Here is a 26,850-nt window from a genome sequence, read left to right as displayed (position 1 = left end):
CCTGCCGTAAGCGTGCCGAGCACAACCTGGAACTCGCACAATATGATTTCGAGATGCCGCCCACTTTGGATGATGCAGAAATTGCAGCCATCCTCCCCCGGATCGATGATCTTGTAGCCTGGGCAAACGACATCAAGGAATACGCACTACAGCAGGCGATCAACGGAACCGATTTCCCGGGCTTCAAGGTGGTCGAAGGCAAATCGAACCGCAAGTTCATCGATGAAAGCGCAGTCGCATCCATCGTGACAGATGCAGGTTTTGATCCTTATGAAAAAAAGCTGCTGGGAATCACCGCAATGACTTCCCTCTTGGGAAAAAAGAAGTTTGAAGAGCTCTTAAGCGGCATGATCACAAAGCCGCCGGGCAAACCGACACTGGTTCCGGAATCAGACAAAAGACCGGCAATGAACACAGCCAAAGATGATTTTAGTGAAGAATAGGAGGAAAAAATCATGGCAAAGAACGTACTTATTCCTACAAAGGTGATCACAGGAGTGAACACCAGATGGTCCTATGCAAACGTGTGGGATCCCAAGTCAATCAACGGCGGGGCACCGAAGTACAGTGTCTCCCTCATCATCCCGAAGTCCGATACCGCAACCATTAACAAGATCAAGGCGGCAATCCAGGCGGCCTATGAGGAAGGCCAGAGCAAGCTGAAGGGCAACGGCAAGTCTGTTCCTCCGCTCACCGCTCTTAAGACACCTCTTCGTGACGGTGATCTGGAAAGACCTGATGACGAGGCTTACAAGAACAGCTACTTCATCAACGCCAACAGCTCTACAGCACCCGGTATCGTAGATGCGGACAGACAGCCGATCCTTGAGCGCTCCGAAGTATACTCCGGCGTTTACGGCAGAGCCAGCATCAATCTCTATGCTTTCAACAGCAACGGTAACAAGGGAATCGCATGCGGTCTGAACAACCTTCAGAAGATCCGCGATGGAGAACCCCTCGGTGGAAAGAGCCGTGCAGAGGATGACTTCGACACGGACGATGAGGATGATTTCCTCGACTAACTGACAACCAAAGCAGGTGGCGGTTATAATACCGCTACCTGCGACAATCTATGAAAGCAGGTGACAAATATGGATACTATCAACACTCTTATCGATGCTTCCATCCGAGGTACACTTCTCGGAATCACAATCTTCTTCTGGGGATGTGGTCTGGCGGCAATCTGGAAATGGCTCTTCGGTGTAACAAAAAAGTTTCTTCACTGGTTATGCCCGAATTGTAAGTGGTTCCAGCCGAAGCAGGAAGTAAAAGATACAGAATAATATCAAGGCGGCGGTACCTCACAAGTGCTGCCGCCATTATCAGCAAAGGACGATGATTATTATGAAAGAAATGTCAATCGACTTAGAGACATACAGCGACATTGATATCTCCAAGTGCGGAGCATACAAGTACGCTGAGTCTGAGAATTTTGAGATACTGCTCTTCGGAGTCTCGATCGACGGATCCCCGGTCACGGTCTATGACCTCGCCTGCGGAGATACCATTCCGGAAGAGATCCTTGCAGCACTATCTGATGAGAATGTAACAAAATGGGCTTTCAATGCAGCCTTCGAGAGAATCTGCCTCTCCAACTGGCTGAAAAAGCATCGCCCGGAATACTTCACCGGCTACAGCATCCCGGAGGATCCTGCCGGTCAGTACCTTGATCCGGCATCATGGAAATGCTCCATGATCTGGTCAGCCTATATGGGACTGCCGCTCTCTTTGGAAGGCGTAGGTGCCGTATTAAAGCTTCAAGATCAGAAGCTGAAGGAAGGTAAAGATTTGATTCGTTACTTCTGTTCTCCGTGTAAACCCACGAAAGCAAATGGTGACCGCACACGCAATCTCCCTGAGCATGCTCCGGAAAAATGGGAATTCTTTAAGAAATATAACCAACGTGATGTGGAAGTGGAAATGTCGATTCAGAAGCGCCTTGCGAAATTCCCGGTTCCTGAGCAGGTCTGGGATGAATATCATCTCGATCAGGAGATCAATGACAGAGGCATTATGCTAGATATGACTGTAGTGCAGAACGCTATTGCTTTTGACGAAAAATCCAAGTCTGCACTCATGCTTCAGATGCAAAACATCACCGGCCTCGATAATCCAAACAGCGTTGCGCAGATGAAAGAATGGCTATCTGATAACGGTGTAGAGATGGAATCTCTCGGCAAAAAAGAAGTTGCAGGCTTTGTCAAATCCTCAAACGGTAACGCTAACGTTAACATCACCGAAGCCCTGAAGCTCCGCCTGCAGCTTGCAAAATCATCAGTGAAGAAATACCAGGCAATGCAGAACGCCGTATGTCTTGACGGCAGAGCTCACGGAATGTTCCAGTTTTACGGAGCCAATCGCTCCGGCAGATGGGCTGGCAGGCTGATACAGCTGCAGAACCTTCCACAAAACCACATGAATGATCTTGCAGAGGCCAGAGCGATCGTTCGCAGTGGTGATTATGATACCCTGCAGCTTCTGTATGATGATATCCCGGATACGCTCAGCCAGTTGATCCGTACCGCCTTCATTGCAAGAGACGGATACAAGTTCATAGTATCCGACTTTTCTGCCATCGAAGCCCGTGTCCTGGCATTCCTTGCCGGTGAGACCTGGCGCTCCAAGGTATTCGCAGAAGGTAAAGATATCTATTGTGCCTCCGCCAGTCAGATGTTCGGCGTTCCTGTAGAAAAGCACGGAGTTAACAGTCACCTCAGGCAGAAAGGAAAAATCGCAGAACTCGCTCTCGGATACGGTGGATCCGTCGGTGCCTTGAAATCTATGGGAGCCCTCGAAATGGGCTTATCCGAAGAAGAACTGCAGCCTCTGGTCAATTCCTGGCGTGAGTCAAATCCGATGATCACTGCCTTCTGGTGGGATATCGACCGTGCTGTGAAAACAACCATCACGCAGCGGATCCAGACTGAAGTACGCGGCATCAAGTTCTTTTACAAGAGTGGAATGCTCTTCATCAAGCTTCCCTCCGGCCGCCTGCTCTCCTATGTGAAGCCTCGCATTGGTGAGAATCTGTTCGGTGGCGAATCCGTCACTTATGAAGGTGTCGGATCCACAAAGAAATGGGAACGCATCGAATCCTATGGTCCGAAATTCGTAGAGAACATCGTGCAGGCCGTCAGCAGAGACATCCTCTGCAATGCTATAAAAACTCTCCATCACTGCTTTATCGTCGGACACGTTCATGATGAATTGATCATCGAATGTGATCCCCGCGTCGATCTGAAAACCATCTGTGATCAGATGGGCAGATCCCCGAGCTGGATGCCGGATATCCTGCTCAGCGCCGATGGATATGAAACACAGTTTTATAAAAAGGACTAATATGATAATAGCGGCTCCCGGTTTATCGCCGGAGGGCCGCTTCATCCTTATTCATTAAATGAATCTAGCATCTTTTTCAACAGCTGTTGCACATCTACAACTAATGCGAAACACTCCTCTGCATCAACACGCCTCAATTCATTTGTGTGCGCCGATGGATTACGATAATCTTTTCTTACTTCTTCAATAGACTCTGCATAATCAAGAAGCATATCCATAATCTCTTCCTCAGTTTTTCCCGATAATAGTTTTTCTTTTGAGTACTCAATCAGTTTTTCCTTATTATTGTTTTTCTGCTCTTCTGTTAGATCCTCATCTACAGAATAACATAAGACATAGGCTACGGAACCAAGCGTAAACTCTTTTGGTTTAATTGGCTTTCCATATTTATTTAGGAGTGGTGTTGGAAACTGATTATAGTTTGCTCTTCCAGGATACTTAACCTTAAGATAATCTACGTAATTCTTACAGAATCTTTTGCTTATCTCTACTTCAAGCGCTTTTGTTACAAGCAGGCAGACTCCTGAATAATCTACAATATCTTCTAATCCGGGACCCGTTAGATTCTTGAAAATCACTTTAGATGATATTAAAAATGTCCTTGATGATTCATCCATCTTTTTCCAAGCATCTTCACCAAATTTATTTATAAGCTTATTCAGCTCCGTGTTATATTCTTTTTCTGATTTCTTTGTATCTACTTCAGTCAGTATGCGCTCTGCACATTCCTCAGAGAATGCGTGAATAATTCTTTCTACTTCTTCCGGTGATACAGCCAATTCTAATTGTCTATTAACAAGTGATTGATATCCGGATATCTGTTTTGATAATAATTCTATCTTTTCTGCAATATCATCTACCTTATTCTCTATACGATGTGCAGATTCTTTAATATCCTCAATGCCTCTAAGAATTAGTTCCATTGTAATTCTATCGGCGATTGATGATTCTTCTATATTCCCTTTTTCAATGGAAATAGTATCTCTATCGATCTTTTCTTTCTTTATTGCCTTCTTTACAGTTTGTTTCTTACCGGGTCTTGGTAACTCAGGAAGATGCTCGAGCGTGCCATCAATATATTCATAAATATCATCATCAACAAAAAGATATAAGCTTACTTCGCCTATGTTTTGTTTCATCGCAAAGAGCTGTTTTGCTAGATGGCTGTTGTTCTCTATCTGTGCTGATTCATAGGCCTTAACTTCTACAATACCTTTTAGCTCACCATGTTCCTTTAATGCAAGATCATATGCGAATCGATTATCGCGATATCCTTCATCAACAGTCCACCCAAGTTCCTTAAAAAGAGAAGCTACCTTAGCCTCTAAATCCACTGCATTATCGATGCGTTCTGCCGCCTTCATCATCTTAATGTCAGGCACATACATATCAACAAGTCCCCTTGTCGATATGTGATTAAAAACGCTTCCGTGATCCATAAATCTAAGTTGCGTTTCTAACGCTTCGATGCCTGTACGCGTGCTGAAGAAGAGTCGAAGCCATTCTTCATATTCCTGCTTACCACGTATAATTGCCACATGCTGATTCGCTATAGCATAATCCTCTTCTCCGTGATAAAAAGCCCAATCTGTTCTGCCCGTTGTAGAGATAAGGACATCCCCATTCTTTAGAATACAACGCTCTCCTCTTCTATTAGCAGATATAAAACTTGCGTTACAATATGCATTTCTCCCACCGTCAAAATGTAACTTGCCCTTACTAATGTTCTGAGGTTTTATAATGATATACTCGCCGTGATCTTTCCTCTCCTCAGATGGAATCATGCATCCGTTAATAATATCGGCTATATCACCAAGTTTAACGGTATCTCTTCTTTGCACTAATTCTCTTACTTCCTTATATGCTGGATCATAATAATTTGCATCAAAGCGATCATATACTTCTTCTGCCGTCACATAAAATCCGCACTGTCCATTTTTATATCCATCATACAGATTCTCAAGATTTTCTTCTGCAAGGCTCATAAAAATTCTTTCGTTCTGAGCCTTGTTTTGCACGATCATGATCGAACACTGAACCCCTGTCCCACGACTAATTCTGTTCAGTGTAAAAACTGCTTCTAAAGAGTATTCTTTTATAATCTTTTCGCGCATCTCGCGAAAAGCAGGTGCTGTTAGTATGTTTTGCGGCACAAGTATTATTGCGCTTCCATTCTCAGCCAATAGTTTTAAGCTCTTTTCAATATAAGCCACTTCTGAACGACCTTGTTCAGTCCTTACGCCCATCGGAGGAAATAAGATAATTGATGAATACTTTCCAACGATATCTATATTCAAAAAATCTGCCTGTACGAAGTTTAAACCATCAGCGTAAAAGTCTTCAATTATTTCTCTCGTATCCGCGGATATTGAATATGCATCAACATTTTCAGCACATAGAGCCAATTCTCCCATTCCAACATTTGGAATCAAGCTTCTATCGCTATCTAAATCTCTATTTAGCAAATATATAAATTTAAGTACTTCTTTGCTCACAAGGAAAACACCCATATTTCTGTCATACTTTCTCCTTGCTATAGTCTCAAACTCACTATATTTCTGTTCAAAACCACCTGCACTCATATCAGCACCTCCCAAATGGATAAATACTCTTACGCGAACACATACCCCACTTTATTTACACCAATCACGCCTCTTCGAAGGACAGTGATATCAATCGTTTCATATTCTGCCTGTTCAATCCCAGTTCCCATCACCTGTGTACGGGGAATGTCTACACGCTCTATTTGCGTTCGCGGAACAGGAATTGTCTCTATGCCCATTTCATGCAGTACTTCTTCCGGTAACTCATAATTCTGCTCTACCAACCCGAAACAAGTAAAGCCCGTGTCCACACAGAAAGAAATAAGCTTCTTCTTCCCGATGTTATACACCACAGCCACAGAGCATCCCAAAAGACTTCCTATAGCAAATCCGATGCCTGGAAGCTCAGGGAACAATGCTTGCGCAATAGCTCCTCCTATTTTCATGGATACCAGATACCCAGATGAGACTACCAAAGTATCAACAAAATGCATTCCCATCTCTTTTGATGACATCTTACCCGCAGCGACAAGAATACTATCTTTTATTGTTCCAAAGATAACCGTTACTGCCACACCAACGATGGTCGGATTCGCTTGCTTCAACGCTTCTCCGAGTAGACCATTTTGAATGGCCATTTCGACGCCGTATGCGATAGATCCTCGCAAAAACGCTTCTCCGCTGGCAGAGATGACCTTCTTCCCGGATTTCTTTAATCCATTAAGATCAATCTCTCCATGTTTAATCAGATAATCTATGGCCTTATATAATTCTGGGACAATCTGTGTGATAGCTGCAATAGAAGCAGCCGTCAACCCAGCTTTCATTGCCTGATTGACATAGTTAATCCTCACCTCATCAATTAAAGGATCCTTTACATAACCATGCTTTTCAGGATCAAACCCGTCTTTCTTAGCCTCCCTTGCAATCTGCTTCGATTCCTTTATTGATAATTCCTTTGACTCAACTCCATCGCCATCAGAAATCTTCCCCACAAGGTGATCTTCCGTGTCCATGTGTGAATTTGACACATCAGGTCTATTAGCTATATCCTTAAGCCCTCTTCTATGCGCCCACGCCTTCGCATCATCAACCTGCTCCGCTGCTATCAGTCTTTCCTGACCCTGATACTTTGGTTCCCTTGTATCCGGATTAAGAGCTGCTTGCATATTTTCAGCATCTTTGGCGGTATTGGAATACTTAAGACTATATTCCTTACCAAAGTTTGTTTCAACATCGACGCTTGCGTATCCGTGATCCTGTAAAGTCCACGCCCTGTGCTCAGACCCCTGCCTTATAGCATCAATATTAAATGTTCCTGCATGCATCTCTTCTGCAACATAGCCCTTAAATTGCTCAACATCAAGGTTAAGGTGTGGATGTTCATTTATATTCTTAGCCAACTGATCTATGGCATCATTAATTTGCTGAATATGAGCGTTCTGTGCTTGTATTGATTCATTTTGAAGAACATTATTTGTAAAATCAGAAAACGCTCCGTGGCTTCCCATTTCAGCAGCAAGTATTTGAGCCATAAAATCCCATCCTTGCCGTATTTCAGTCTTTACTTGCATAGGCATTTACCTCAAAGATTCATAAACTTTTCAAGGCCATCATTGTAAAGATGAATAACACCAAAGAAAAGCATCTGTCTCTTCATCAGATTCTTATTCCTGAAAAGCTCTTCCGATTTTACTGCTACCTGGTTACCAACTTTCCCAACAGCTTCTGCTCCATTTTCCAATACTTTCTGTGCTACCTTAAAAATGTTTGGCTTCTTAGGCTTTACGATTTTTCCATCTTCTCCTACCACTTCAACATCCTGCTCCTCCGATGATACATCTGATGATTCAGCATTATCGCTTTCAGGATCCATTCCTGTTGAAACAACATTATCCTTCATAGTCTTCAGAAAATCTGGTACTGGTTGTTCATCGAGCTTTTTCAAAAATTCATCATATGCATTACGATCTGTAAGCAGTTTGGGATCAGCATACAGCACAGCCTGGTTTCCAGCCCAACCGTACTTTACACCGCAGTCATCGAACTTCACATCTACTACGGGAATCAGCTTATCTGTTCCTTTGATATCTCCAAGAAACAGTATCTTCCCCTGAATGTTACCGGCCTTTTTATTTCCCAACCAAACCTTTTCCGTCCATGAAACAACATTAATGGAATCATCCTTTGTTCCAACAACAGAATCCTCGCTATCATCATGCGTTTCTATCATCTTTTTAAGCTGATTCATCAAAAGCTCATCCTTATATACAACGATAAGCGTCTTCTTTGTCTCAAACATAAGCATCCTCCATTTTTATTGCACTCGCATACGCAAAATACCTCGTCGCAATTCCATCCAACTGTTCCCTGATCTGCGGAAATTCCAGACTGAGATCCAGCGTATGTACCCCTATGTTATTACCACTCATCTTATAATCATTATCCGGATATGTTTCCTCATCCGTCTTCGCGTAAAGAAGCATCCCCGATATCGGTTCATGCGGCTTATCCTTCAGCTCCACCTCTTTATTCTTCACATAAGTAAATATCTGATACAGGTTGTTGGAATAAATCGTCATCCGGTCAAAATGCTGCTGAAGCGTGCTGGAATAATACTTCGCATCAATAATCAGTGTTTTATCTCCCTGTGTCAGAGTAATATCCGTCTGCATCACCGGCAGCATAGTATCAATGCCATCGTCCAATCCCCATGGAATCTGGGACGCGCTGGCATCCAGTTCCTTGTGTTCCTGATTGTAATATTCCAGGATAAACTTCTCATATAGCTTGCTCATGAGCTCAGGCTTGATAAATGTAGCCAGCCTATAGTCTCCCTTATCGGTCGTAAGTAGCATTCCTTCTATTACCAGCTGGCAGATACCTATCAGCATCCGATAAGTATTGTTGTTCCTCTGGAAGCGAACCCGCGACCATTGTATTGTTGTCGGATCAATATCTTCCACATTTGAGAAAAATAACATCTCCTTCTTCAGATCCGACTTGTGGCTTGCACTTACATTCTTTTGCCGAAGCAACAGCATTACCGTTGTCTTTATGATCTGATTCAACAGATTATTCTCTGATAGTTCATCAAACTCACAGGAGATCAGTTTCTGTTTTGCAAGCTTGTTTTTTACTGTTCCATTGATTTCGATTTTTCCACGCAAAGTAGGAAGGCTTTCCGTTTTTTCAACATATTCCCGGTAAAGCCCCTGCTTCAACTGCCTGCCAATTCCCTTGGCAAGTATGGCTGCAAAAAGGTTATGTATGTTCTCAAACTCTTCCTTCTCGACATTCTCATAACCCCCCTGTGTCAACGGAGTATAGGCATAAGACAGCATATAATAGATGTTCTTAATAAGAATCGTCTTATCCTTTATCATTGAAATACTCCCTGAAGGATATTATCCCAGCGTGTAACTTTATCCGGCTCATCGAACCAATACTCTCTCAGCATTGGAAGGATGTCATAATTTACGACCTCATGAAGCCACTCATCCGTACAAACATCTTTTCCACAGAAATAACTGTGTCCGATACAGAATCCGGAGCCCAGAGATTTATCCTTCTTTATCTCATTATTCAGATCCTTCACCTTCAGGATCAACTCATTCAACGTATCACTGTTCAGATTCTTCTGATACTGGATGAATCCGTCAGAATCAAATCCCGGTTCCATATCAAAGAAACTGAATCGGCGGCGTAATGCGTAGTCAATCATGGCAAGGCTCCGATCCGCAGTATTCATCATTCCGATAATATACAGATTCTCCGGTACCGTGAATGAAAGCCCATTGTATGCCAACGTGATCTTCTTTCCACGATAGTCCTTCTCTATCAGCATAAGAAGTTCACCGAAAATCTTACTCAGATTTCCACGGTTTATCTCGTCAATGATGAAGAAATAATCTTTGTCCGGATGGTTTGCTGCTTTCTGACAGAATCGGTAGAACACACCATATTTCAGCTCAAATCCGTCCTCAACCGGCTTATATCCCATTACAAAATCTTCGTATGAATAGTTCTGATGGAACTGTACGAACTCGATCCTGTCATCATCTTTTTCTTTCATCATTGCATACGCCAGCCTGTTGGCAGAAAATGTCTTTCCGACACCCGGCGCTCCCTGCAGAATGATATTCTTTTTATTTCTGAGAACAGCCACTAATTCCTCATACTTCGTTTCCTTCATATAGACTTCATCCAGAAACTCTTCCTTGGAATATGAATCAATAGCCGCCTCACTGCGCAGAGGATTATCCTCACGAATCAGATCGATGATGAAATCATACTCACCTCTGGTCAGCTTAAAGAGACTTCCGTTCGGATTGACAAAGAACTCCATCTTCTCCAATTCTGGATAGCTCTTTAACACCTGATAATCTATCGGAGTGCTAAGTCCTTCCAGTTTCTCGAAGAAAATCTTCTCACCATCCTGAGCTGTGCTGACTCTGCATATTGATACAATCTGTTTTACCGGATTCGACTCATAGCCGATCACCATGTCCCCGGCCTTGGCATCAAGGAAGTTTTGGAATATGCGCCTCTTGTTTCCGGCATCGTTATAAAGCGTATAGGACTGGGATTCGCCTACAGCCAGATTGGACAGACTCCAAATCTTCGGATTAGCATTCAGCCACCAATAACCATGATCTTCTTCTCCCGGCTCTGCCTGAACAAAAAGACTGATTTCACTGAGATCAATCTGATCAAGAGCTTTTGACAGCTCCTCCCTCAGCTTCCAAACGTAGCTTCCCTCTTCATCTTTATTCGCATTTCTTCCTAAGTACAGAACAGGCCACCATTTTGAATTCTCATTATCGCCCTGTAGTACCGGGCATCCTGTCTTCTCCACAATCCTCTTAGCCAACGATGAAGATCCGCTATTATAAAAATTCTTTGTCTCGCCATACTTTACTGCAAGCTGAGTGCAGGTAGCCTCTCCACCATAATCCTTCATACGTTTCATGATTTCGAGGCTTCCTGTCGTAAATACCTCTTTATCACTTAATAACGCAATCCAGTCTTCCTCAGTGAATCCTGGATCATAATCTGTCGGAAACCAATCTGACTGTCCTGTACCGTTTCCGTTCTGAGAGTAGTACCTGCTGATATAGAATCCCACATCAAATGTCAGTGTTCTTAACTCCGGATCCGGATAACATGAATCTGTAAGCTGACTCTTAAACAGATTTACCAGCTCCGTGTCCTGTTTTAATTCTTCACAGATTTCATCATACAGTTTATAGAAGTTCCTGATGTTATCAGCATAGGCACCCTTCTTGAAGCGATAATCGCTTTCCAATTCATCAGCAACGGTTTTTATCTCACCATATTTATAGATGTAATACTTGTCCGGATAACGGAGCCAGAGATATGTACTGATCGCATTTTCATATTGATAATGCTGTCCGGCACCGTTACCGTATTTCTCCAACATGATGGAAGACTGCATCTTGAACGCTTCAATACGTTCATAGACATCTTTTGTTTCATCGAAGAGAGCTATAAACATTGACCGGACATCCTCCGGCGCTGTTCTGGCAAATCCCGTGATCATTCGTGCGGGGAAATTATTCATGGAAGCCAGCAGATTAAAGGTCTTTGCCAATGACTGATTCAGCATATCAGCAAAGTCCTCAGCATTTACATCCCAGTTATCCTGGAAGCACTTCACCGCCTCCCATTTATACTTTTCATTTCCCCACTGGGTAGTAACAAAATCTTTTTTGTACTGTACCAGCACATCCTTCAAACGGAACTTGTCAAACATGGTTTATCCCTCCTATGCGTTTCTCAGGCTCTTGTATATCTCTTCAGTAAAGATACCAAGCACCTGCTTTTTGATCTCATCGTTCGACAGGAGCAATGAGAAGAAATCCTGATTCTGTGACAGGCCTTCGATCAGCGCTTCATCTATGTCATCAAAGTATGCAAACTCAAAATCTTTTACGGTATTATTCTTCGCGCTTGTCTTCAGCTTATCCGACTTCATCAGAATATCTTTGATCTGCAGCATCGCCTTAACCGCCACATCATTATCATATGCCTTTCCGGTTCTGCTGTTGATCTCAGCTATGATCTGCGACAGCCGTTCTTCCTTTGCCTCTGTCAGTCCGAAGCTCTCCGCAGTCGGAAGTTTTAATACCGGCTTTGCAACCAGATCCGGCTTTGTATGCTCTTCAGCCTTTTTCTGCACAAAATTCGTGGCCTTGATCTTGCCATCCAGATTGAATCCGCCTCCCGGATGCTTAATGTTGATATAGGCCAACAGATATGTCATAAAGTTGTATTTCTTATGAAGCTCAACATCTTCAAAGCTGGAAACCTGAAGCATAAATTCATAAAAGCGGATAAAGTGCCTCATCAAAGACACTATTTCTGCCTGCTTGATAAGCTCATATGCCTCTATCAAATTCTTCGATTTCTTAAAATAGAAGGTCAGCTTCTGCTTATCTTTTGGCGTGATATTGCTCTTGTACAGCAGCTCATTTGCCTTGTCGATATCATCCGGATCTAGCACTGTATATGCATCAATCTTCGCTTCAAGATCATAAATAGCATTAGGTGTTACCGAATTGGATAACAATGTCGTTGTGAAATACGGAGCAAAAGCATCTTTTATCTCTTCATATGTATTCACAAAGTCCAGGACAAAGGTTTTCTTCTCGAACGGCGGGCAGATTCTATTCAGTCTGGAAAGTGTCTGCACTGCTGATACACCCTTCAGCTTCTTTAATACATACATCGCACAAAGCTTTGGCTGATCAAATCCGGTCTGGTACTTGTTAGCAACCAGGAGCACCTGATAGTCATCCTTATCAAACTCCTTTGTGAGGCGATCCTCCGGAAATCCGTTCATAGATGCTTCTGTATATTCAGTTTCATCCTCCGGCAGCGTTACCTTTCCAGAGAAAGCTACCAATGCCTTGATATCGTCATATCCCTTTTTCTTGGTATAATCCTCAAAAGCCTGACGATACTTAACCGCCCCCTGTCTGGAAGCTGTAACAACCATAGCTTTTGCCATACCGCCAAGCTCCGGCAGCACCGTTGTGCGGAAGTGCTCCACAATAACCTCTACACGCTGAGCGATATTTGTTTCATGTAGCTCGATAAAACGTGCAATCTGTCTTTTTGCTTCTACTGTCTTGCAACGCGGATCTTCTTCAATCTCCTTATTGATCTGATAAAAAGTATCATATGTTGTATAGTTCTGAAGGACATCCAGAATAAAACCTTCCTCTATTGCCTGCTTCATGGAGTAGACATGGAAAGCCTCTCTCTGCCCCTTTGTATTTATATGTCCGAAAAGCTGGATTGTCGTAGGCTTCGGCGTTGCAGTAAATGCAAACATGGATACATTTGCCTGCTTACCGCTGCGTCTGATCTCATCGGTAATAATATCTTCAACATCACCGGCTTCCTGTTCACCCGCTCCAAGTGATTGCGTCACAGCTGCCATATCTTTACCGGCGGTAGAGGAATGTGCCTCATCAATGATCACTGCAAAGTTTTTTTTCTTTAATCCGGCAACACTATCCACGATATATGGAAATTTCTGTATCGTAGTTGCAATGATCTTTGTATTTCCCTTCAGGGCTATGGCCAGATCCGCGGAATTACACTTCTCATCCATTACTCGGATCAGACCTGCCTTGTGCTCCATTCCCATAATGGCCTTCTGTAGCTGACGGTCAACAACCACACGGTCGGTAACGATAACAACATTGTCAAAAATGATCTTATTATCTGCATCATGAAGAGAAGTCAGTCTATGTGCCAGCCATGCGATTGAATTTGTCTTGCCAGATCCAGCACTATGCTGAATCAGATAATTCTGTGCTGTACGGTTTTCGCTGACATCCGCCAACACCTTTCGGATAACATCCAACTGATGGTATCTCGGAAAGATAATATTCTCCGACTTTTTGATTTTTCCTGTCAGCTCATCCTCCGATTCCTTTGTCTCGATAAAGATGAACTTACTGATCAGATCAAGCACGGTGTCCTTCTTCAGGATATCCTCCCACATATAAGATACACTGTACTTATCCTTAAAAGTCGGATTACCGGCACCGGCATTTACACCTTCTCCATTACCCATATTGAAAGGCAAGAAAAATGTTGCATCTTTCGCAAGTTTGGTGGTCATATAGACCTCTTCCAAATCCATAGCGAAATTTACAAGACATCCGGCTTTAAACCAGAACAGTCTTGTCTTCGGATTACGATCCACACGGAACTGATAGATGGCATCCTGATATGATTGACCTGCAGCATTGCACTTAAGCTCAAAGGACATAATCGCCAGGCCATTCAGGAAAATGACAAGATCGATACGCTCATCATCGCTTGCCCATACTTCCTCCATGACAGAGAAAATATTCTTTTCATACTTTGCAAGCAGATCCTTATTGAAAGTAGTCGCCGGTTTTGTGTACATCAATTCCAGCTTCATATTAGACATCTCGATGCCATGCTTTAATACATCAAGAAGACTGCCGCGGGCTTTAGTGGTCTCGGAATTGATATAACTTACGATAGTATCTTCCAGATCGCTCTTATATATTTTACGAAGAGCATCCATCTGTTCCGGCTGAGTATCGTTCAGGAACTTAAAAAGCATCTCACGATCTACCGCAAATAAGCGATCATAGCTGGTAGCCTTGCGGACAACATAACCGTTATCCTTTTCCAGCCTCTCCATGATGAAATGCTGATACTCCTTCTCTGAAAGAATGGAGCCATGCATCAACCGCTCAGCATAAGCTGATACACGCTTAGCCTGATCCTCTTTCAACTTATCCATATCACTCATTGTCGGATTCCTCCCTTTTGCGAAGGGAAAAATCCCTTCCGTTATCGCTGATAACAACTTCTATAAGTCTGGTGCCGTTTTGGACATACACCTCACACCAACTGCTCAAAAGTGTTCTGCCAGCCCATCTTTCCTTGATGATGTAAATGACATTACCAGATTTATCAAGCCATTTTCTTATTTCTTCATTTACCTCATCGGAATAATGACCTACGACATCAAACTTTGCAGCAAATCCATCCACAGCTACTTCTAGAAGGAAAAGCTCTTCTCTATCCTTCATAGCCTTTAGAAAATCTGCGGCTTTGATTACAAGGCTCGGAGAATCAGCATAGTATGAATATTCTACCTTCATGCTATAGGAACCTCCTTCTTTCCCGTTACGTACTCAAATATGAGAGACTTCTTGTATTCATCAAGCGTCTCTAATTGAGCCTTTTTATCAGCAATCACCGCATCTGTCTTTTCAATTACAGAATCAATGTGATCCACGATAGCCTGTTGTTCTTCCAATGGCGGAACAGGATACGAGAGCTCTGCCAGTTTATTCCATCTAAGATCACAGGAACGAACACGAATACCTGTTGCCAATGCTAGGAACACATCACTATATGCCATACTGCGAAGATAGTACATGATGTATCTCTTATTCTGCTTGGTATCCAGAACATTCAATACCGGGGATGCCTTACCGCGTGAATCAGAAATTCCGATTGAACCAGCAAATCCATCCATTCCATGCACCACAAGATCCCCTACATCAATGCCCTGATAGCCAATTTCCTTATCAGACATCGTAAAACCTTCTTCCCGACGATTACTGCGGAGTGTAACTTCTCCATCACGGAAGCAAGTGATAACTCCATCATCCTCTCGGACCGGTTTCTGTACATATGTTAAAATATATTTTCCGCGTATTACTTCCCAATGAGACGGCATCATTCCAATCCATTGAATGCAGCTATCCCTCATTTCCACATCTGGCTTAACGCCCTTTGTTACAGACTCAGTAATGACTGATCTCTTGTATTGTTCAAGGACATCTATTTGAGAAGATACTTCGTTTATTGCCTCATCGACCTCAATACAAAGCTTATCCAGATATGATACAATCCGTTTTTGCGTTTCTACATCTGGGTAAAACATATAATATTTTTTGAACTCAGAAAAATTCAATATTTTTCTAACTCCGCCACCCATATTATGAAAAGCCTTGCATCCGTCATATGCCTTAAATAAATATGTCGCAAACTCAGGTGTTACTCTATTGCTTATCGGTCTAAAGGCCATATACGCAGATGTAATAGCACCCACCTCATGAACAAGACCTATTCTCTGCGATACAAAGTCAAAATTAAGATTCAAACCATTCAGCATTATCGTCCCTGGCTTAACCACCGTATAATTAAGCATGGTATCTGCCACATAAGCATCCTCATCCGCATCAAAATTTTCTTTTCTGACTATATCTCCATAGGTAAACTTAAGAGCAACTTTTACATCACCACTTTTATTCTTTTGCGTCACTTCTTCAAATTCAGCTCGAATCGGCTTAACTGCCCAATCGTCAGGGATTTCACCAATCCATTCGAGTTGACTATCCTTCATTTTTCGCATATTATCACCGCCTTAATTGAAGAGCTGCGCAATGCGCTCATTAACCGACTTGTCCAGTTCCTTAAATGTAAGTGCCAACTCATCGCTTGATTTAGGCTGCTGATACTTGTAAAAATATTTGGTAAATGGAATTTCTGCACCTGTACGTATTACAGGCTTCTTCGCACTTAGATTTTCTTCAAAAAATGCCACTGCATCAGGAACATGCGGAAGAACCTCTCGTGTCATATAGTCTTCTATACTTTCCTCAAATTTTACAATCTCTGTATCTTTTGTCTCTTTATCATAAATCACATTGCCCTTGCGATCCCTCTGGATAATAGCCGACTTATCCATTACTGAAAGACCATCTGCAATCTTCTCAATCAGTTTTTTATCCGCTGTGGCTGAGCTAAGGACATCAGTAAGTATCGGCATAAAATCTTCTGGCGACATATAGATTGCATCAGAAGTCGCTCCCTTTAGAGCTTCTATTATTAAGTCATAAACAGGTTTGTTGTTCTGATAATTCTCAAGTTTCTTTGCATCCTTACCCGTTAATTCTTCAGCTTCCTCTAATTCAGTTACCTTTGCAGGATCATATAAAGACGACAGCCCGCCTTTTGAAAGCATGGCTTCAATTCGATCATTTGTAATAGCGTAGCTTCTCTGTAACGGTTGCATTACAACATATTCGCGATAAATAAACTCTTCGTTTTTGTATATCTTGGAATATTCTCCGTCAGCAAAATCAGCATACAATTTCGTAATTTGAGAACGGTCTGCTGGTGTTATTTCATTTTTCTTATCGCCAAGTGCTTTGCGAAGCTTATGGAAAATATGACTTGCATCAATCAGTTGGATCTTTCCTTTTCGTGCGTCACGCTTATTTTTTGAAAGAACCCATATATATGTTGCGATACCTGTGTTGTAGAATAAATCCACCGGTAAAGCAATTATTGCTTCGATGTAATCCTGTTCCAGCATCCATCGTCTTATCTGACTTTCACCAGAAGTGGTTCCACCTGAGAAAAGAGGAGAACCGTTTTCAATAATTGCAGCTCTTCCATAGTTGTCGTCCATTTTATCAATCGCAGACTGAAGGAAAAGCATCTGCATATCACCAGATCCCGGAAGGCCAGCACCCCAGCGTCCATCAAATCCCTTCAAGTATTCAGTATTGACAGCATCCTCAACGCCTTCTGCCGCGTCCTTGCCGCCCCACGCCGTACCGAACGGTGGATTTTCAAGGACAAATCTCATCTTCGTTCCCTTGAAGCGGTCAGCCTTCATCGTATCCTGATAGCAGATATTCTCAGCGTTCTGTCCCTTGATAAGCATCTCAGCAAGGCACATAGCATAAGACTCCGGATTGATCTCCTGTCCAAAGAGACGCACATCCGCAGATGGATTATATCGCTTGATGAAATTGTATCCTGTGGAAAGCATACCGCCGGTACCGCAGGCCTGATCCAGAATAGTGATAACCTTGCCATCATCGAAGATATCATCACAGCCTTCAGCAAGCAGGATATTGACCATCAGCTTGATAATGTCACGCCCGGTATAGTGATCACCGGCTTCAGCATTTTCAGAAAACTTTCTGATCAGTTCCTCGAAGATATATCCCATCTTTACATTGTCGATGGTCTTCGGATTCAGATCCAGTTCTGAGAAAGCCTTTACTACGGAGAGCAGACGATTGTTTTTATCCATCTTGTCAATCTGCTTGTTAAAATCCAGTCCTTTCTCAGCAGACAGGATAATTTCCTGTACATTAGGAGAGAAACCCTGGATGTAGCTCTTGAAATTGGCTGCAAGGTGATCCGAATCATTCACCAGCTCAGCCAAATCGTACTCACTGGTGTTATAGAACTGGAAGCCCGACACTTTATACATAGCCTTTGCCGGGAAACTCGGATTGGCTTTGTACTGCTCCACCACCTTCTTCTTTGTAGGCTCCAAGGCACATTCAAAACGACGAATGATAGTCATAGGAATGATGACATCCTTGTATTTATCACTCTGGTACGGTCCACGCAGCTTATTAGCAATAGACCAAATAAAGTTTACTTCGGTCGATACATCAATCGGGGAATCGTCCCACATTGCATCAATTACTGTTTTCTCAGCCATTGTCTTCTCTCCATTCTTTGTCTTTGGCGGATAGTCTCTCCGTGATACTACCCATTATAAAATTTGACCTGTCCCATAAAAAGGACTCTAATCCAGTTCCATCATCATTTTGTAGTGTTCGCTCTGCTCCATCGCATCAAATATAAGTTTGAACACCTTCAGGTACTGTTCCACATCGCCACGTTCTTCCACATAATGGATTTCACTACCGAACCCTGTCGGATTACTGATAAAACGAAGCATGGAATCTGCCAGATGATACTTTGATGGATCAGGCTTACCGCCTTCCGGCCCCGGAATCATAAACAGATCTCTGTGTTTACCTTCCAGCACTTCCAGACGAAGCTTCTTTCTATCACGTCCGCACATCTGCATGAAATAATATTCCAAAATCTGACGGATAACACTGAGTGCCGGTATAGCGGATTTAGCCTCTTTTAACTCCGTCCAAAGAGCTTTATAAGAATTCTGAACGGGATTATAATTCTCATCTTCGCTCGGTCTTGCCGGATCAGGTCTGACGCAAGGTATTACGGAAGACACATTTTCATCCTTCAGAATTTTGAAGAAGCTCGTACTACGATAATTCTTTTCCTGCTTATATGTCACTTCACTATGGAAGTATACGTTATGTGTCAGTATGAATATCTGCTTGATATAATCTCCGAGATCTGTATTGCCCTTATAATCCGTGTTGTTATAGCAGACATCAATCATCTCTCTTACAAGTGAACCCACGATAAAGAGGGAACTACTATCCATACTGGAAACCGGATCGTCAATGATCACGATCTTGTCTTTAACTTCAGTACGACTCTGACTACCACGAACCAAATGATAAAAGTACAAGAATGAGATAAAGTTTCTCTCACCTTCGCTCAGATTTTTATTAACTACCGTTCCATCCCCTCTGACTATTTCATAGTGGTTCGGGATGTCTTCACGTTCTTGAATACGGAATCCCTGGAACCCAGTATCTCGCAAAGTCTCGTTAATCTTATTGATCGTATCTGTAGTATTGACAATACTCTTATTCAGCTCTGCAATATCTATCCCCAGTTGACGGATATCATCATCTATCTTTTTCTTTTCGTCTCTTGCTGTGGTTACCTCACCGTCAGCTTTCGTATAGTTCGCTTTGTATGTATCAAAGTATGGTTTCGCAACGAAAGCAATGTATTCCTGGAACTGCTTTTTACAAAGCTTCTTCTGATTGTCAATATCATCTACCACATCGTTATTTGCCTTAATCTTTGCATTGATATCGTCGATCAACGTTCCAATCTCCAACAAAAGAGAATCTGTATCCTCCAACGACACTACAGTAGTCGGCTTGTCCACCTTTCCCGAAATTCTCTCTGTATTGATCTTCACACTACTTTCCAGCAGTGAAAGCTTATCTTTATATTCCGTCAGATCCAGTGTGGGCATCGCATCTTCCAGATTTGCTTTCAACTTCTGTAGTATCGCAGATGTTTCTGTCTCATATGCACGTTGAAAAGCCTTGATATCAGTCATGTTCTGCTGGTACTGTTTATCAAAGCTTGCTGTTATATCTGCCTCAAATGTCTTCGGCATCTTCTGCTGGCAGAACGGACACTTATCCTCATCGTTAGGCAGATAATGCTCATGTCCTTCACGCACCCATGCGGAAGCACCAAGTGCATTCATAAACTGTGAAAAAGGTGTATCCCCGCTACTGACAATTACCTGATCCAAAAGATCATGTCCCGGAAGTGTGCCATATGTCGGAGTGGAGCTAACTCTTTCAAAAGAATCATAATGAACCCCCGTTCCTTTGAAAGCTACATCATATATTTTTTGTATATCATCAGGATTGTGATCAACAGGTGCGGGCTTCTTTGTGTCAGTAAGAAGCCGGTAGAGCGAATCCTTTCTACCTGTTCCATCTGCCACATCCTTAAAACGCTCTCTTATCGGCTTAATGGCGGTGACCAAGATGTCCTGCAGCGTTCCAAGCAAACCATCACGATAATCTGTCTTATCCTTTAGAGTCGCTCTGGCTGTTTCAGATTTCTCTTCCAGTTTCTTCTTTTCCTCTGTCTTTCTGGCAGCTTCCTCTTCCTTTTCCTTATTATCGCTGCACACAGTAAAGACCCCCGGAACATCTTCATAATCAGCAAAATTCTTGTCTATGAAGTCCTGATTGTAAACAAGCACATCGTATTTATCCGCACTGTGCCCATCACCCCATTCAACATTATCTTCATCATTTGCCTTAATCGTATTGGCTATTGTTGATTTTCCTGCACCATTCCTGCCGTAAAAGAAATTGATGAATGTCGGTTCAAACTCTCTATCGGCACCTGTAAACGTTGCGTCACTTAAAACAACTTTTCTGATCGGTGCAGGCATCTTACCATTTGTCTCAATATCACTCATATTGACATCCTCCTGACATTTAGCCGTTTATTTTTCCTTCTCTGATCCATTCGTCTACTTCGGATATTTTGAATTTATATCGTTTTCCGGCTCTGTACACCGGCAGCTTACCTTCTTTGATCCAGGTACGGATCGTATCCTGACTCACGCTCAGATAATCTGCGATATCCTCCAAATTTACCCATTTTTCAACTTGCATGTTCTCATATTCTGTACTCATTATTACCTCTACTTTCCCGTATCCTTCATGAGTTCCAAACTATGTTATCGTTACTAAATCAACCCCTGCCTTTTTCATCGCCGCAATAAGATTGGATTCTTTTATTGTCCAGTGCGGATCATTCAATTCGTTATATTCTGATGCTTTCAGTATTCCAAGATCTGCTGCCATATTGATCAGATCCTGTTGTTTCAGATCACCAAGAATATGATATGAGATGATAATGTGGTGTCCGTCTCTTTCGACACCCGTGACCACCCCATAGCAGGCATAGTGATCATTATCTGTATAGCCAAAGTGATGATTCTTATTTGTAAAAATCGTCGGAAAGGTTTTGATATCCTCTATAGCCGACTCATCCAATCTGGCATACTTTTTCTTCAATTCTTCTGTGATACTTTCAGTCAGCGCCAGATCCGTTGCGATCTGGAATGTTCCTTCATCTTCCTCATATTCTTCGCCCTCTACCACAAACAGATTGTAATAGGATGTGTTCATGGTATAGAGCTTTTTTCGGGCTCCGTGCCGTCTCCCCCTGGATGAATTCACAACTACCTGTATGGTGTTTTTTACCTCATCCGCATGTAAGACAACTTTATTTCTATCACCGGGGATTTCAATATTCGTCTCTTTTGTTTCATTCGGCAGGAGCGGTTGTCCTATTGATGGTAATTCTTCGCTCATACAAGCTCCTCCATTCAGTCATCGTCATCTATTCTGTCTACATGTCCATAAAACTTATTGTTATTTCCGGACACATTGAAATTAAAAAATGTCGGATGATCATTATAAATCTGTTGTACAACCGGACCAGTCTGGTTATCTGAATCAATCTGTTCAGCCCCTGTGTCCGTTGTCTCTTCTTCATCTACAAAAACTTCATCATCCGGTTCATCTTCAATAGCGTCCATTGGATCACAATAATCTATCGTTACTTTTCTTGTGCTATTCTCACCGATTTCAGCAGTATAAGGGCGCTCAGTACCTTCATCGGGCAACGGGCACCACTCCTCATATGTTTCTGCGCCAATTTTGTTATCTTTCAAGGATAGCAGCACATAATGCCATATGCCCAAAAGCAATGCTTCAAAATTGATTTTCTTCGCTTTTAGGATGTCTTCCTTAGTTATGATGCTCCCATCTTCTTTAGCATAGAACTCTGCATCATTATCTATTTCTTTATCTGCTTCAAGCACCTCGATCAGTGCCTTAACCAGATACTCATCCTTCCTTGTGCTTGTATGCAGTTCCAGGTACCGATTCGTAAATGCTGCCATACTCGCAAGGCAGTCTGTGTAATCGTTTTTTATTCTGTCATCAAAAGATTTCTTTGCCGATTTATCCCCCAGTCTGAAAAACCTGCTGCCCCAGCCCACGCATGACTTAAAATCCAAAGTCCCGTCACGGAGCGTTTTTTCTTCTGTCTTCATCGGCTTCGGAATATCCGGTGTCACTATTCTTGCCAGTGCCAGCAGCGTTTCAGGCTCAGATAATCCGCTGCGGTTCCCTTTATAATTCTCATCTTTCGATAGCAAAGGCTTTCTTGCACTGGATATCAGCGTAAAGAAAGTGCCTCCGCACAATCGCCATTTATCTCTATTTCCCATAGATTGACCCTCATTTTCAAAATACCGACAACTCCGACATAAGCGACCACGTGTACTCCGACAAAAACTACTTCCTACTGACTCTTGTGGAAAGCACAAGAGCTCTAAAGTGGTCGTTCTGAGAGCGGTAGCCGTGGGATCAGGCGAAAAATCAATTCCTAACAAACCCCACTAAACCAGTATATCACAGATCAACCCGAAACTCAATTTGTTTAAGTTTTTCATAGAGTTCTTCAGTGCTCCCTCCACAGAAACCGTCAATCGGAGGAGCTCTGTGAGTGATACATCGCCATATCTCCTCCAGCAAAACCAAGGAGGAAAGATATGCAAAATCCTAGTGTTTCACTCGTAAACTTCCCTATGCCGATCAGCATTGAAGATGCTCTCGCGATGGGCTACAAGCGTTCAGACATTGTCTACCGCTTGATTGGCAACCGCCGCTACAGCTGCGTGATGGTAAAGGGAACACAGAAGCAGGCCGATGACTACCTTCGTGCTGTCAGAGCCGAACAGAAATCGGAGGATCGCGAAAAGCGTTGCCTCATCTCTGACGGAAAGGGCGGCTACATTGTCTGCCCTGAATGTAACAGATGCCGTTCATGTCCTAAAGTGGGATCTCTTGATTTCGAGACCAATCGTCCGCTCTCGCTTGAAAAGCTTATGGAAGGCGATTCCGATGACGACAACACCATGGACGTACCCGGAGCTGTTGATGTTGAGTGTGATGCCATCGCCATGCTTACGCTTGCAGAGTTGTTGGCTTATCTTGGGTCATTCAAAAAGAAAAAGTACGCCGAGATTTTTCAGGGACTCTTCGATATGAAAACCATCGAAGAAATCGCTGAAGAAAACGACCTCAGCTGGTCTACCTGCAGGGATCGCATCAAAAAGGTTCGTAAGCTTGCTCAGGCTTTCGTCGGTCTGACGGAATAATGAATCGACCTGTAAACACAACAGGAGCCGGACTATATACCAGCCCGGCTCCACTTTTTGCTTTGTATTCAATTATTACCACTTCCGACCGTTCATCTGCCACTTATCATGTCGCTTTATTCCTCTTAGAGCTTGCCTCAAAGTATTTGCTCTACCGTGCTGATGGTAGGGCAACGCCGGGGAATGTGCGTGAAAGATTACTGATGATCCCTCATAAGGATACCCAGCATTATGAATAAGCCATATATGTCGTGTGTTTCTTGAAATCAAGGCAATATCCACCTCATCAGCCCTCAATACCTCAAAATACTTTCGATCCAAAGTGTTTATCTCTTCTGCACTAAACATAGGCATTACCCCCTCTTACCATATCCGCCTGCTGCCTCAGCAACGCACATGACCAGCTCAGTTGTTCCCTCTCTGAAGTCTGTCACAATTTCATCTGCTCTTGTGATGGTCAACCTTCCGCCCTCGCAGCGCACTGTAATCGGAGTGTCCTCATCAAAACCAAGATCCCGGAGCCACTGTCCCTTCAGCATAATCGTCGGTGTGCTTTTATACCGATAACCCGACTGTCCGTATACCTTCATATTTCTGTATTCCTTAAATCCCTTCATTTGGCTTCCTCCTTCTTTTTATCCTTCTCCGCTTTCCACTGTTCCAGCAGCCTGCAGATGACCTTTTCCATATCCGCAGGCGAATAATTTGATGAAAAGTATTCCTTCAACTTCTTATCTGTCAAAACAACCTTCCGGTTGTATCTCCCAATCAGACTATCCTCAAAAAGCTTCTTTATCTTCAACTCCGTGATGCTTCCGTTTTCATCAACATACTGCCGCACCGCTCTGACCTGGTATGATTTCATTACTCCGTTTTCCTGCATAAACTTGTAAAGGATCTTCTGGATCGGATGCTCCAAATACGAGATATCTACAGCAGTCATCAAAGCAATCTTCCCGGCATCTACCATATCAAGGAACTCAGGAATGAGCTCAGTCAATCGCACAAATCTGTGGATCTGATTACGACTCTCTCCTGCCTCTTCCGCTACCACAGCTGCGGCCTCCAACTTCCTCCCAACTTGGGAGGAAGTTCTGGTTGCCTTACCCTGATGCTTTATTGCATCCAGCTTCATACGATATGCAAACGCCTTTTCACTCGGAAGCACCTCTTCCCTCTGGGCATTCGCCTCTACCATAACGATCGTAGCCGTATCATCATCCATATCCCTGATGATCGCCGGTATTGCTGTAAGTCCGGCAAGCTTTGCCGCATGCATCCTGCGATGCCCGGATATCATTTCATATCCGCCTGCTTCCGCCGGTCTTACGATTGCCGGTGTCAACACGCCGTTCTCTCGGATGCTTTCCACCAGTTCCTGCATCTTGGCATCATCTACAACTTTGAACGGATGATCCTTGAATGGAACAATCTGCTCCATTGGAATATCCAAACTGGATTCTTCATTGGACACGCCCAACAATTCATCTACACTCTTAAGTTTTATCTTTTCACCTGGTCTTTGCTTCATGTCTCATCAGCTCCTTCCCGAAATCCATATACGCCGCTGCAACCTTTCCTTCCGGATCATGACGGAAGATACTCACTCCCGCCGCACTGCTTTCTGCCGCTCTAACCGAGTACGGGATAAAGCTCTCAAACACTCCTACTCCGGAGCCCGTACCATAAGTCCGTAACACGGCATTCATCATATCTCTCGCGTAAACTGTTCTCAGATCCACCATCGTGAGCAGGATCCCCTCGATCTTTAATTCCTTGTTCAGCTGCTTCCTTACCTTCGAGATCGTAGAGAGAAGCTGTTGCAAACCTTTCACCGGCAGATACGCTGTGGATGTCGGAATGATCACGGCATCCGCCGCCACCAGTGCATTGATGGTCATGATCCCCAAAGACGGCATGCAATCGATCAGAACAGTCTCGTATCTGTCACGGACAGAATCGATAAACTGTTTCATGATCATTTCTCTGCTCATAACCCCGACCAGTGATACTTCCAGCGCCGATAACGCGATATTCGCCGGGATCAGATCTATGCCCTCATCCTGCCTAAGAATTGCCTTCTCAACATCCGGAGCATCTCCGTTCACGATATCCATCATAATCTCTGCTAGCGTATAATCCATATCATCCGGATTCTCAAAGCCCAGGCTCACAGTACCACTCCCTTGTGGATCCGCATCCACCACAAGTACCCGCTTCCCTTCTTTTGCAAGTGCGGCTGCCAAATTCACCGAAACGTTACTTTTTCCGCATCCGCCTTTCTGATTACAGATAGAATAAACTTTGCACATAGCACATCCCTCCTTAATAATCTTCACGGAATGCTTCCATATAGTCATAAACTACCTCTATATTTATCAGCACCCTTCTCTTGATCCGATAGATTGCCTTAGCATCCTTCGCCAGTTCCTCAAAGCTGTGAAGCCCCATTGAAAGCAGCTCTGCACCTTCCTTATAAGAAACGAATTTCTTACCACCGCCCTTTATAAGCTTCTCTAATCTGTCCTGTGGTATTTCTCTTCTATATGCCATGTCTTATACCTCCCTCATTGAATCGTAGTAAATTGCTTCCTCAAAGTTATCCGCCAGATACTGCTCGATCAGATCCACATCGATGATCACTGTCTTTCTGACTCTCAGATTCGCCTTCGCCGACTTCGCCAGCCTGACGAAGGTCTGATACGGGAGCTGATAAAGTCTTGCTCCTTCAAGGTATGTTACATAGTGTCTTTTTCTGCCGGACAGGTATTTGTCCAGATCCGGCAATCCCGGCTTAGGTTCCGGCACCTCATTTCTTCTTGCCATTTGTTTCCTCCTTGGATTGTCATTGGTTGTCAGTTGCAAGCACAGGCTAAAGTGATAAAAAAAGAAGGCACTCCATCACCGGTATTTCTACCAGTAACGAAGTGCCTTCTAACACTTTCATTCGTTCAGGCTGTTCCCTGAATCTGATCTTTAGTTTTTAACTCTCCGTGCTCGACCTGACAAAGTCTTGCACCTCACACAAACGGCTCCAACACCACCCAACACCGATTCGGCATTCACTCCCTTTTCACTCAGAACCCGCTATTTCAGGGCGGTCATGGGGAGGGTTGGGTTGAGTCAGTTCTGGGCGTTAGGGACGGATTTTAACGTCGGGAACAACAACACATCTCTAATCGCCGCACTATCTGTCAACAGCATTACGAGTCTGTCGATTCCATAGCCGATACCACCGGTAGGCGGCAT

General features: G+C 43.3%; 25 protein-coding genes. 5 read left to right on the top strand and 20 right to left on the bottom strand.

The window, feature by feature from the left end; genetic code table 11:
* The 4 genes from T357_RS19550 to T357_RS0116815 form a co-directional block, all read left to right on the top strand.
* Positions 1-443 (top strand): DUF2800 domain-containing protein (locus T357_RS19550; protein WP_044917301.1); only part of this gene is annotated, 443 nt, incomplete at its 5' end.
* A gap of 12 nt (positions 444-455) precedes the next feature.
* The gene (locus tag T357_RS0116825) at positions 456-1,022 is read left to right on the top strand and encodes a DUF2815 family protein (protein WP_031555084.1); all 567 of its coding nucleotides are present in this window, start codon (positions 456-458) and stop codon (positions 1,020-1,022) included.
* 69 nt (positions 1,023-1,091) lie between these two features.
* On the top strand, positions 1,092-1,283 hold the full coding sequence (locus T357_RS0116820; protein WP_031555083.1) for a hypothetical protein: 192 nt from the start codon (positions 1,092-1,094) through the stop codon (positions 1,281-1,283).
* Positions 1,284-1,344: 61 nt separating this feature from the next.
* A complete protein-coding gene (locus T357_RS0116815) occupies positions 1,345-3,339 on the top strand; it encodes a DNA polymerase (protein ID WP_155991532.1) in 1,995 nt (664 codons plus the stop codon).
* Between the two features lie 47 nt (positions 3,340-3,386).
* On the opposite strand, the gene T357_RS0116810 is transcribed toward T357_RS0116815, so the two are convergent.
* The 13 genes from T357_RS0116810 to T357_RS0116750 form a co-directional block, all read right to left on the bottom strand.
* Entirely contained in the window at positions 3,387-5,921 is a 2,535-nt protein-coding gene (locus T357_RS0116810) for a restriction endonuclease subunit S (protein ID WP_031555078.1), read from the bottom strand.
* 29 nt (positions 5,922-5,950) lie between these two features.
* Complete coding sequence (locus tag T357_RS0116805) at positions 5,951-7,417, bottom strand: hypothetical protein (RefSeq protein ID WP_155991529.1); 1,467 nt, start codon at positions 7,415-7,417, stop codon at positions 5,951-5,953.
* 50 nt (positions 7,418-7,467) lie between these two features.
* Positions 7,468-8,184: a hypothetical protein gene (locus tag T357_RS0116800; protein WP_031555074.1), complete on the bottom strand. Its 717-nt coding sequence runs from the start codon at positions 8,182-8,184 to the stop codon at positions 7,468-7,470.
* Positions 8,177-9,268, bottom strand: a complete 1,092-nt coding sequence (gene mcrC / locus T357_RS0116795; RefSeq protein ID WP_031555072.1) for a 5-methylcytosine-specific restriction endonuclease system specificity protein McrC — start codon at positions 9,266-9,268, stop codon at positions 8,177-8,179. Before mcrC ends, T357_RS0116800 begins: the two co-directional genes overlap by 8 nt.
* On the bottom strand, positions 9,265-11,658 hold the full coding sequence (locus tag T357_RS0116790) for an AAA family ATPase (RefSeq protein ID WP_031555070.1): 2,394 nt from the start codon (positions 11,656-11,658) through the stop codon (positions 9,265-9,267). Before T357_RS0116790 ends, mcrC begins: the two co-directional genes overlap by 4 nt.
* A 12-nt stretch (positions 11,659-11,670) precedes the next feature.
* Complete coding sequence (locus tag T357_RS0116785; RefSeq protein ID WP_242840141.1) at positions 11,671-14,706, bottom strand: type I restriction endonuclease subunit R; 3,036 nt, start codon at positions 14,704-14,706, stop codon at positions 11,671-11,673.
* Positions 14,699-15,061, bottom strand: coding sequence for a hypothetical protein (locus T357_RS0116780; RefSeq protein WP_031555066.1), 363 nt, complete (start codon positions 15,059-15,061; stop codon positions 14,699-14,701). The genes T357_RS0116785 and T357_RS0116780 overlap by 8 nt, the downstream gene beginning before the upstream one ends.
* On the bottom strand, positions 15,058-16,323 hold the full coding sequence (locus T357_RS0116775) for a restriction endonuclease subunit S (RefSeq protein ID WP_031555059.1): 1,266 nt from the start codon (positions 16,321-16,323) through the stop codon (positions 15,058-15,060). Before T357_RS0116775 ends, T357_RS0116780 begins: the two co-directional genes overlap by 4 nt.
* A 12-nt stretch (positions 16,324-16,335) precedes the next feature.
* Positions 16,336-18,438, bottom strand: coding sequence for a type I restriction-modification system subunit M (locus T357_RS0116770; RefSeq protein ID WP_031555057.1), 2,103 nt, complete (start codon positions 18,436-18,438; stop codon positions 16,336-16,338).
* Positions 18,439-18,525: 87 nt separating this feature from the next.
* Positions 18,526-20,841 (bottom strand): AAA family ATPase, encoded by a 2,316-nt coding sequence (locus T357_RS0116765; RefSeq protein WP_031555055.1) that lies wholly within the window; start codon positions 20,839-20,841, stop codon positions 18,526-18,528.
* 19 nt (positions 20,842-20,860) lie between these two features.
* Positions 20,861-21,061, bottom strand: a complete 201-nt coding sequence (locus T357_RS0116760; RefSeq protein ID WP_031555053.1) for a helix-turn-helix domain-containing protein — start codon at positions 21,059-21,061, stop codon at positions 20,861-20,863.
* A gap of 39 nt (positions 21,062-21,100) precedes the next feature.
* Positions 21,101-21,745, bottom strand: a complete 645-nt coding sequence (locus T357_RS0116755; RefSeq protein ID WP_031555051.1) for a hypothetical protein — start codon at positions 21,743-21,745, stop codon at positions 21,101-21,103.
* Positions 21,746-21,759: 14 nt separating this feature from the next.
* A complete protein-coding gene (locus T357_RS0116750; protein WP_031555049.1) occupies positions 21,760-22,668 on the bottom strand; it encodes a hypothetical protein in 909 nt (302 codons plus the stop codon).
* A 324-nt stretch (positions 22,669-22,992) separates the two neighbouring features.
* Between T357_RS0116750 and T357_RS20605 the strand changes: the two genes are divergently transcribed.
* Entirely contained in the window at positions 22,993-23,601 is a 609-nt protein-coding gene (locus T357_RS20605; RefSeq protein WP_031555047.1) for a hypothetical protein, read from the top strand.
* A gap of 75 nt (positions 23,602-23,676) precedes the next feature.
* On the opposite strand, the gene T357_RS0116740 is transcribed toward T357_RS20605, so the two are convergent.
* From T357_RS0116740 to T357_RS21010, 7 genes are all read right to left on the bottom strand, one after another.
* Positions 23,677-23,949: a hypothetical protein gene (locus tag T357_RS0116740; RefSeq protein WP_031555046.1), complete on the bottom strand. Its 273-nt coding sequence runs from the start codon at positions 23,947-23,949 to the stop codon at positions 23,677-23,679.
* A 5-nt stretch (positions 23,950-23,954) separates the two neighbouring features.
* A complete protein-coding gene (locus T357_RS0116735) occupies positions 23,955-24,218 on the bottom strand; it encodes a SymE family type I addiction module toxin (protein WP_031555044.1) in 264 nt (87 codons plus the stop codon).
* A complete protein-coding gene (locus T357_RS0116730; RefSeq protein WP_031555042.1) occupies positions 24,215-25,132 on the bottom strand; it encodes a ParB/RepB/Spo0J family partition protein in 918 nt (305 codons plus the stop codon). Before T357_RS0116730 ends, T357_RS0116735 begins: the two co-directional genes overlap by 4 nt.
* On the bottom strand, positions 25,113-25,913 hold the full coding sequence (locus T357_RS0116725; protein WP_031555040.1) for a ParA family protein: 801 nt from the start codon (positions 25,911-25,913) through the stop codon (positions 25,113-25,115). Before T357_RS0116725 ends, T357_RS0116730 begins: the two co-directional genes overlap by 20 nt.
* 13 nt (positions 25,914-25,926) lie before the next feature.
* Positions 25,927-26,154: a DUF6462 family protein gene (locus T357_RS0116720; protein WP_031555038.1), complete on the bottom strand. Its 228-nt coding sequence runs from the start codon at positions 26,152-26,154 to the stop codon at positions 25,927-25,929.
* A 3-nt stretch (positions 26,155-26,157) separates the two neighbouring features.
* Entirely contained in the window at positions 26,158-26,427 is a 270-nt protein-coding gene (locus tag T357_RS0116715) for a DUF6462 family protein (protein WP_031555036.1), read from the bottom strand.
* Positions 26,428-26,724: 297 nt separating this feature from the next.
* A partial coding sequence (locus tag T357_RS21010; protein ID WP_155991525.1) for an amino acid--tRNA ligase-related protein occupies positions 26,725-26,850 on the bottom strand: 126 nt, incomplete at its 5' end.

Source organism: Oribacterium sp. FC2011 (assembly GCF_000701645.1).
In the GTDB taxonomy this organism is placed as follows: Bacteria; Bacillota; Clostridia; order Lachnospirales; family Lachnospiraceae; genus Oribacterium.
The sequence above is the reverse complement of the archived record's forward strand: the minus strand, read 5'-3'. Positions and strand labels throughout refer to the sequence as shown.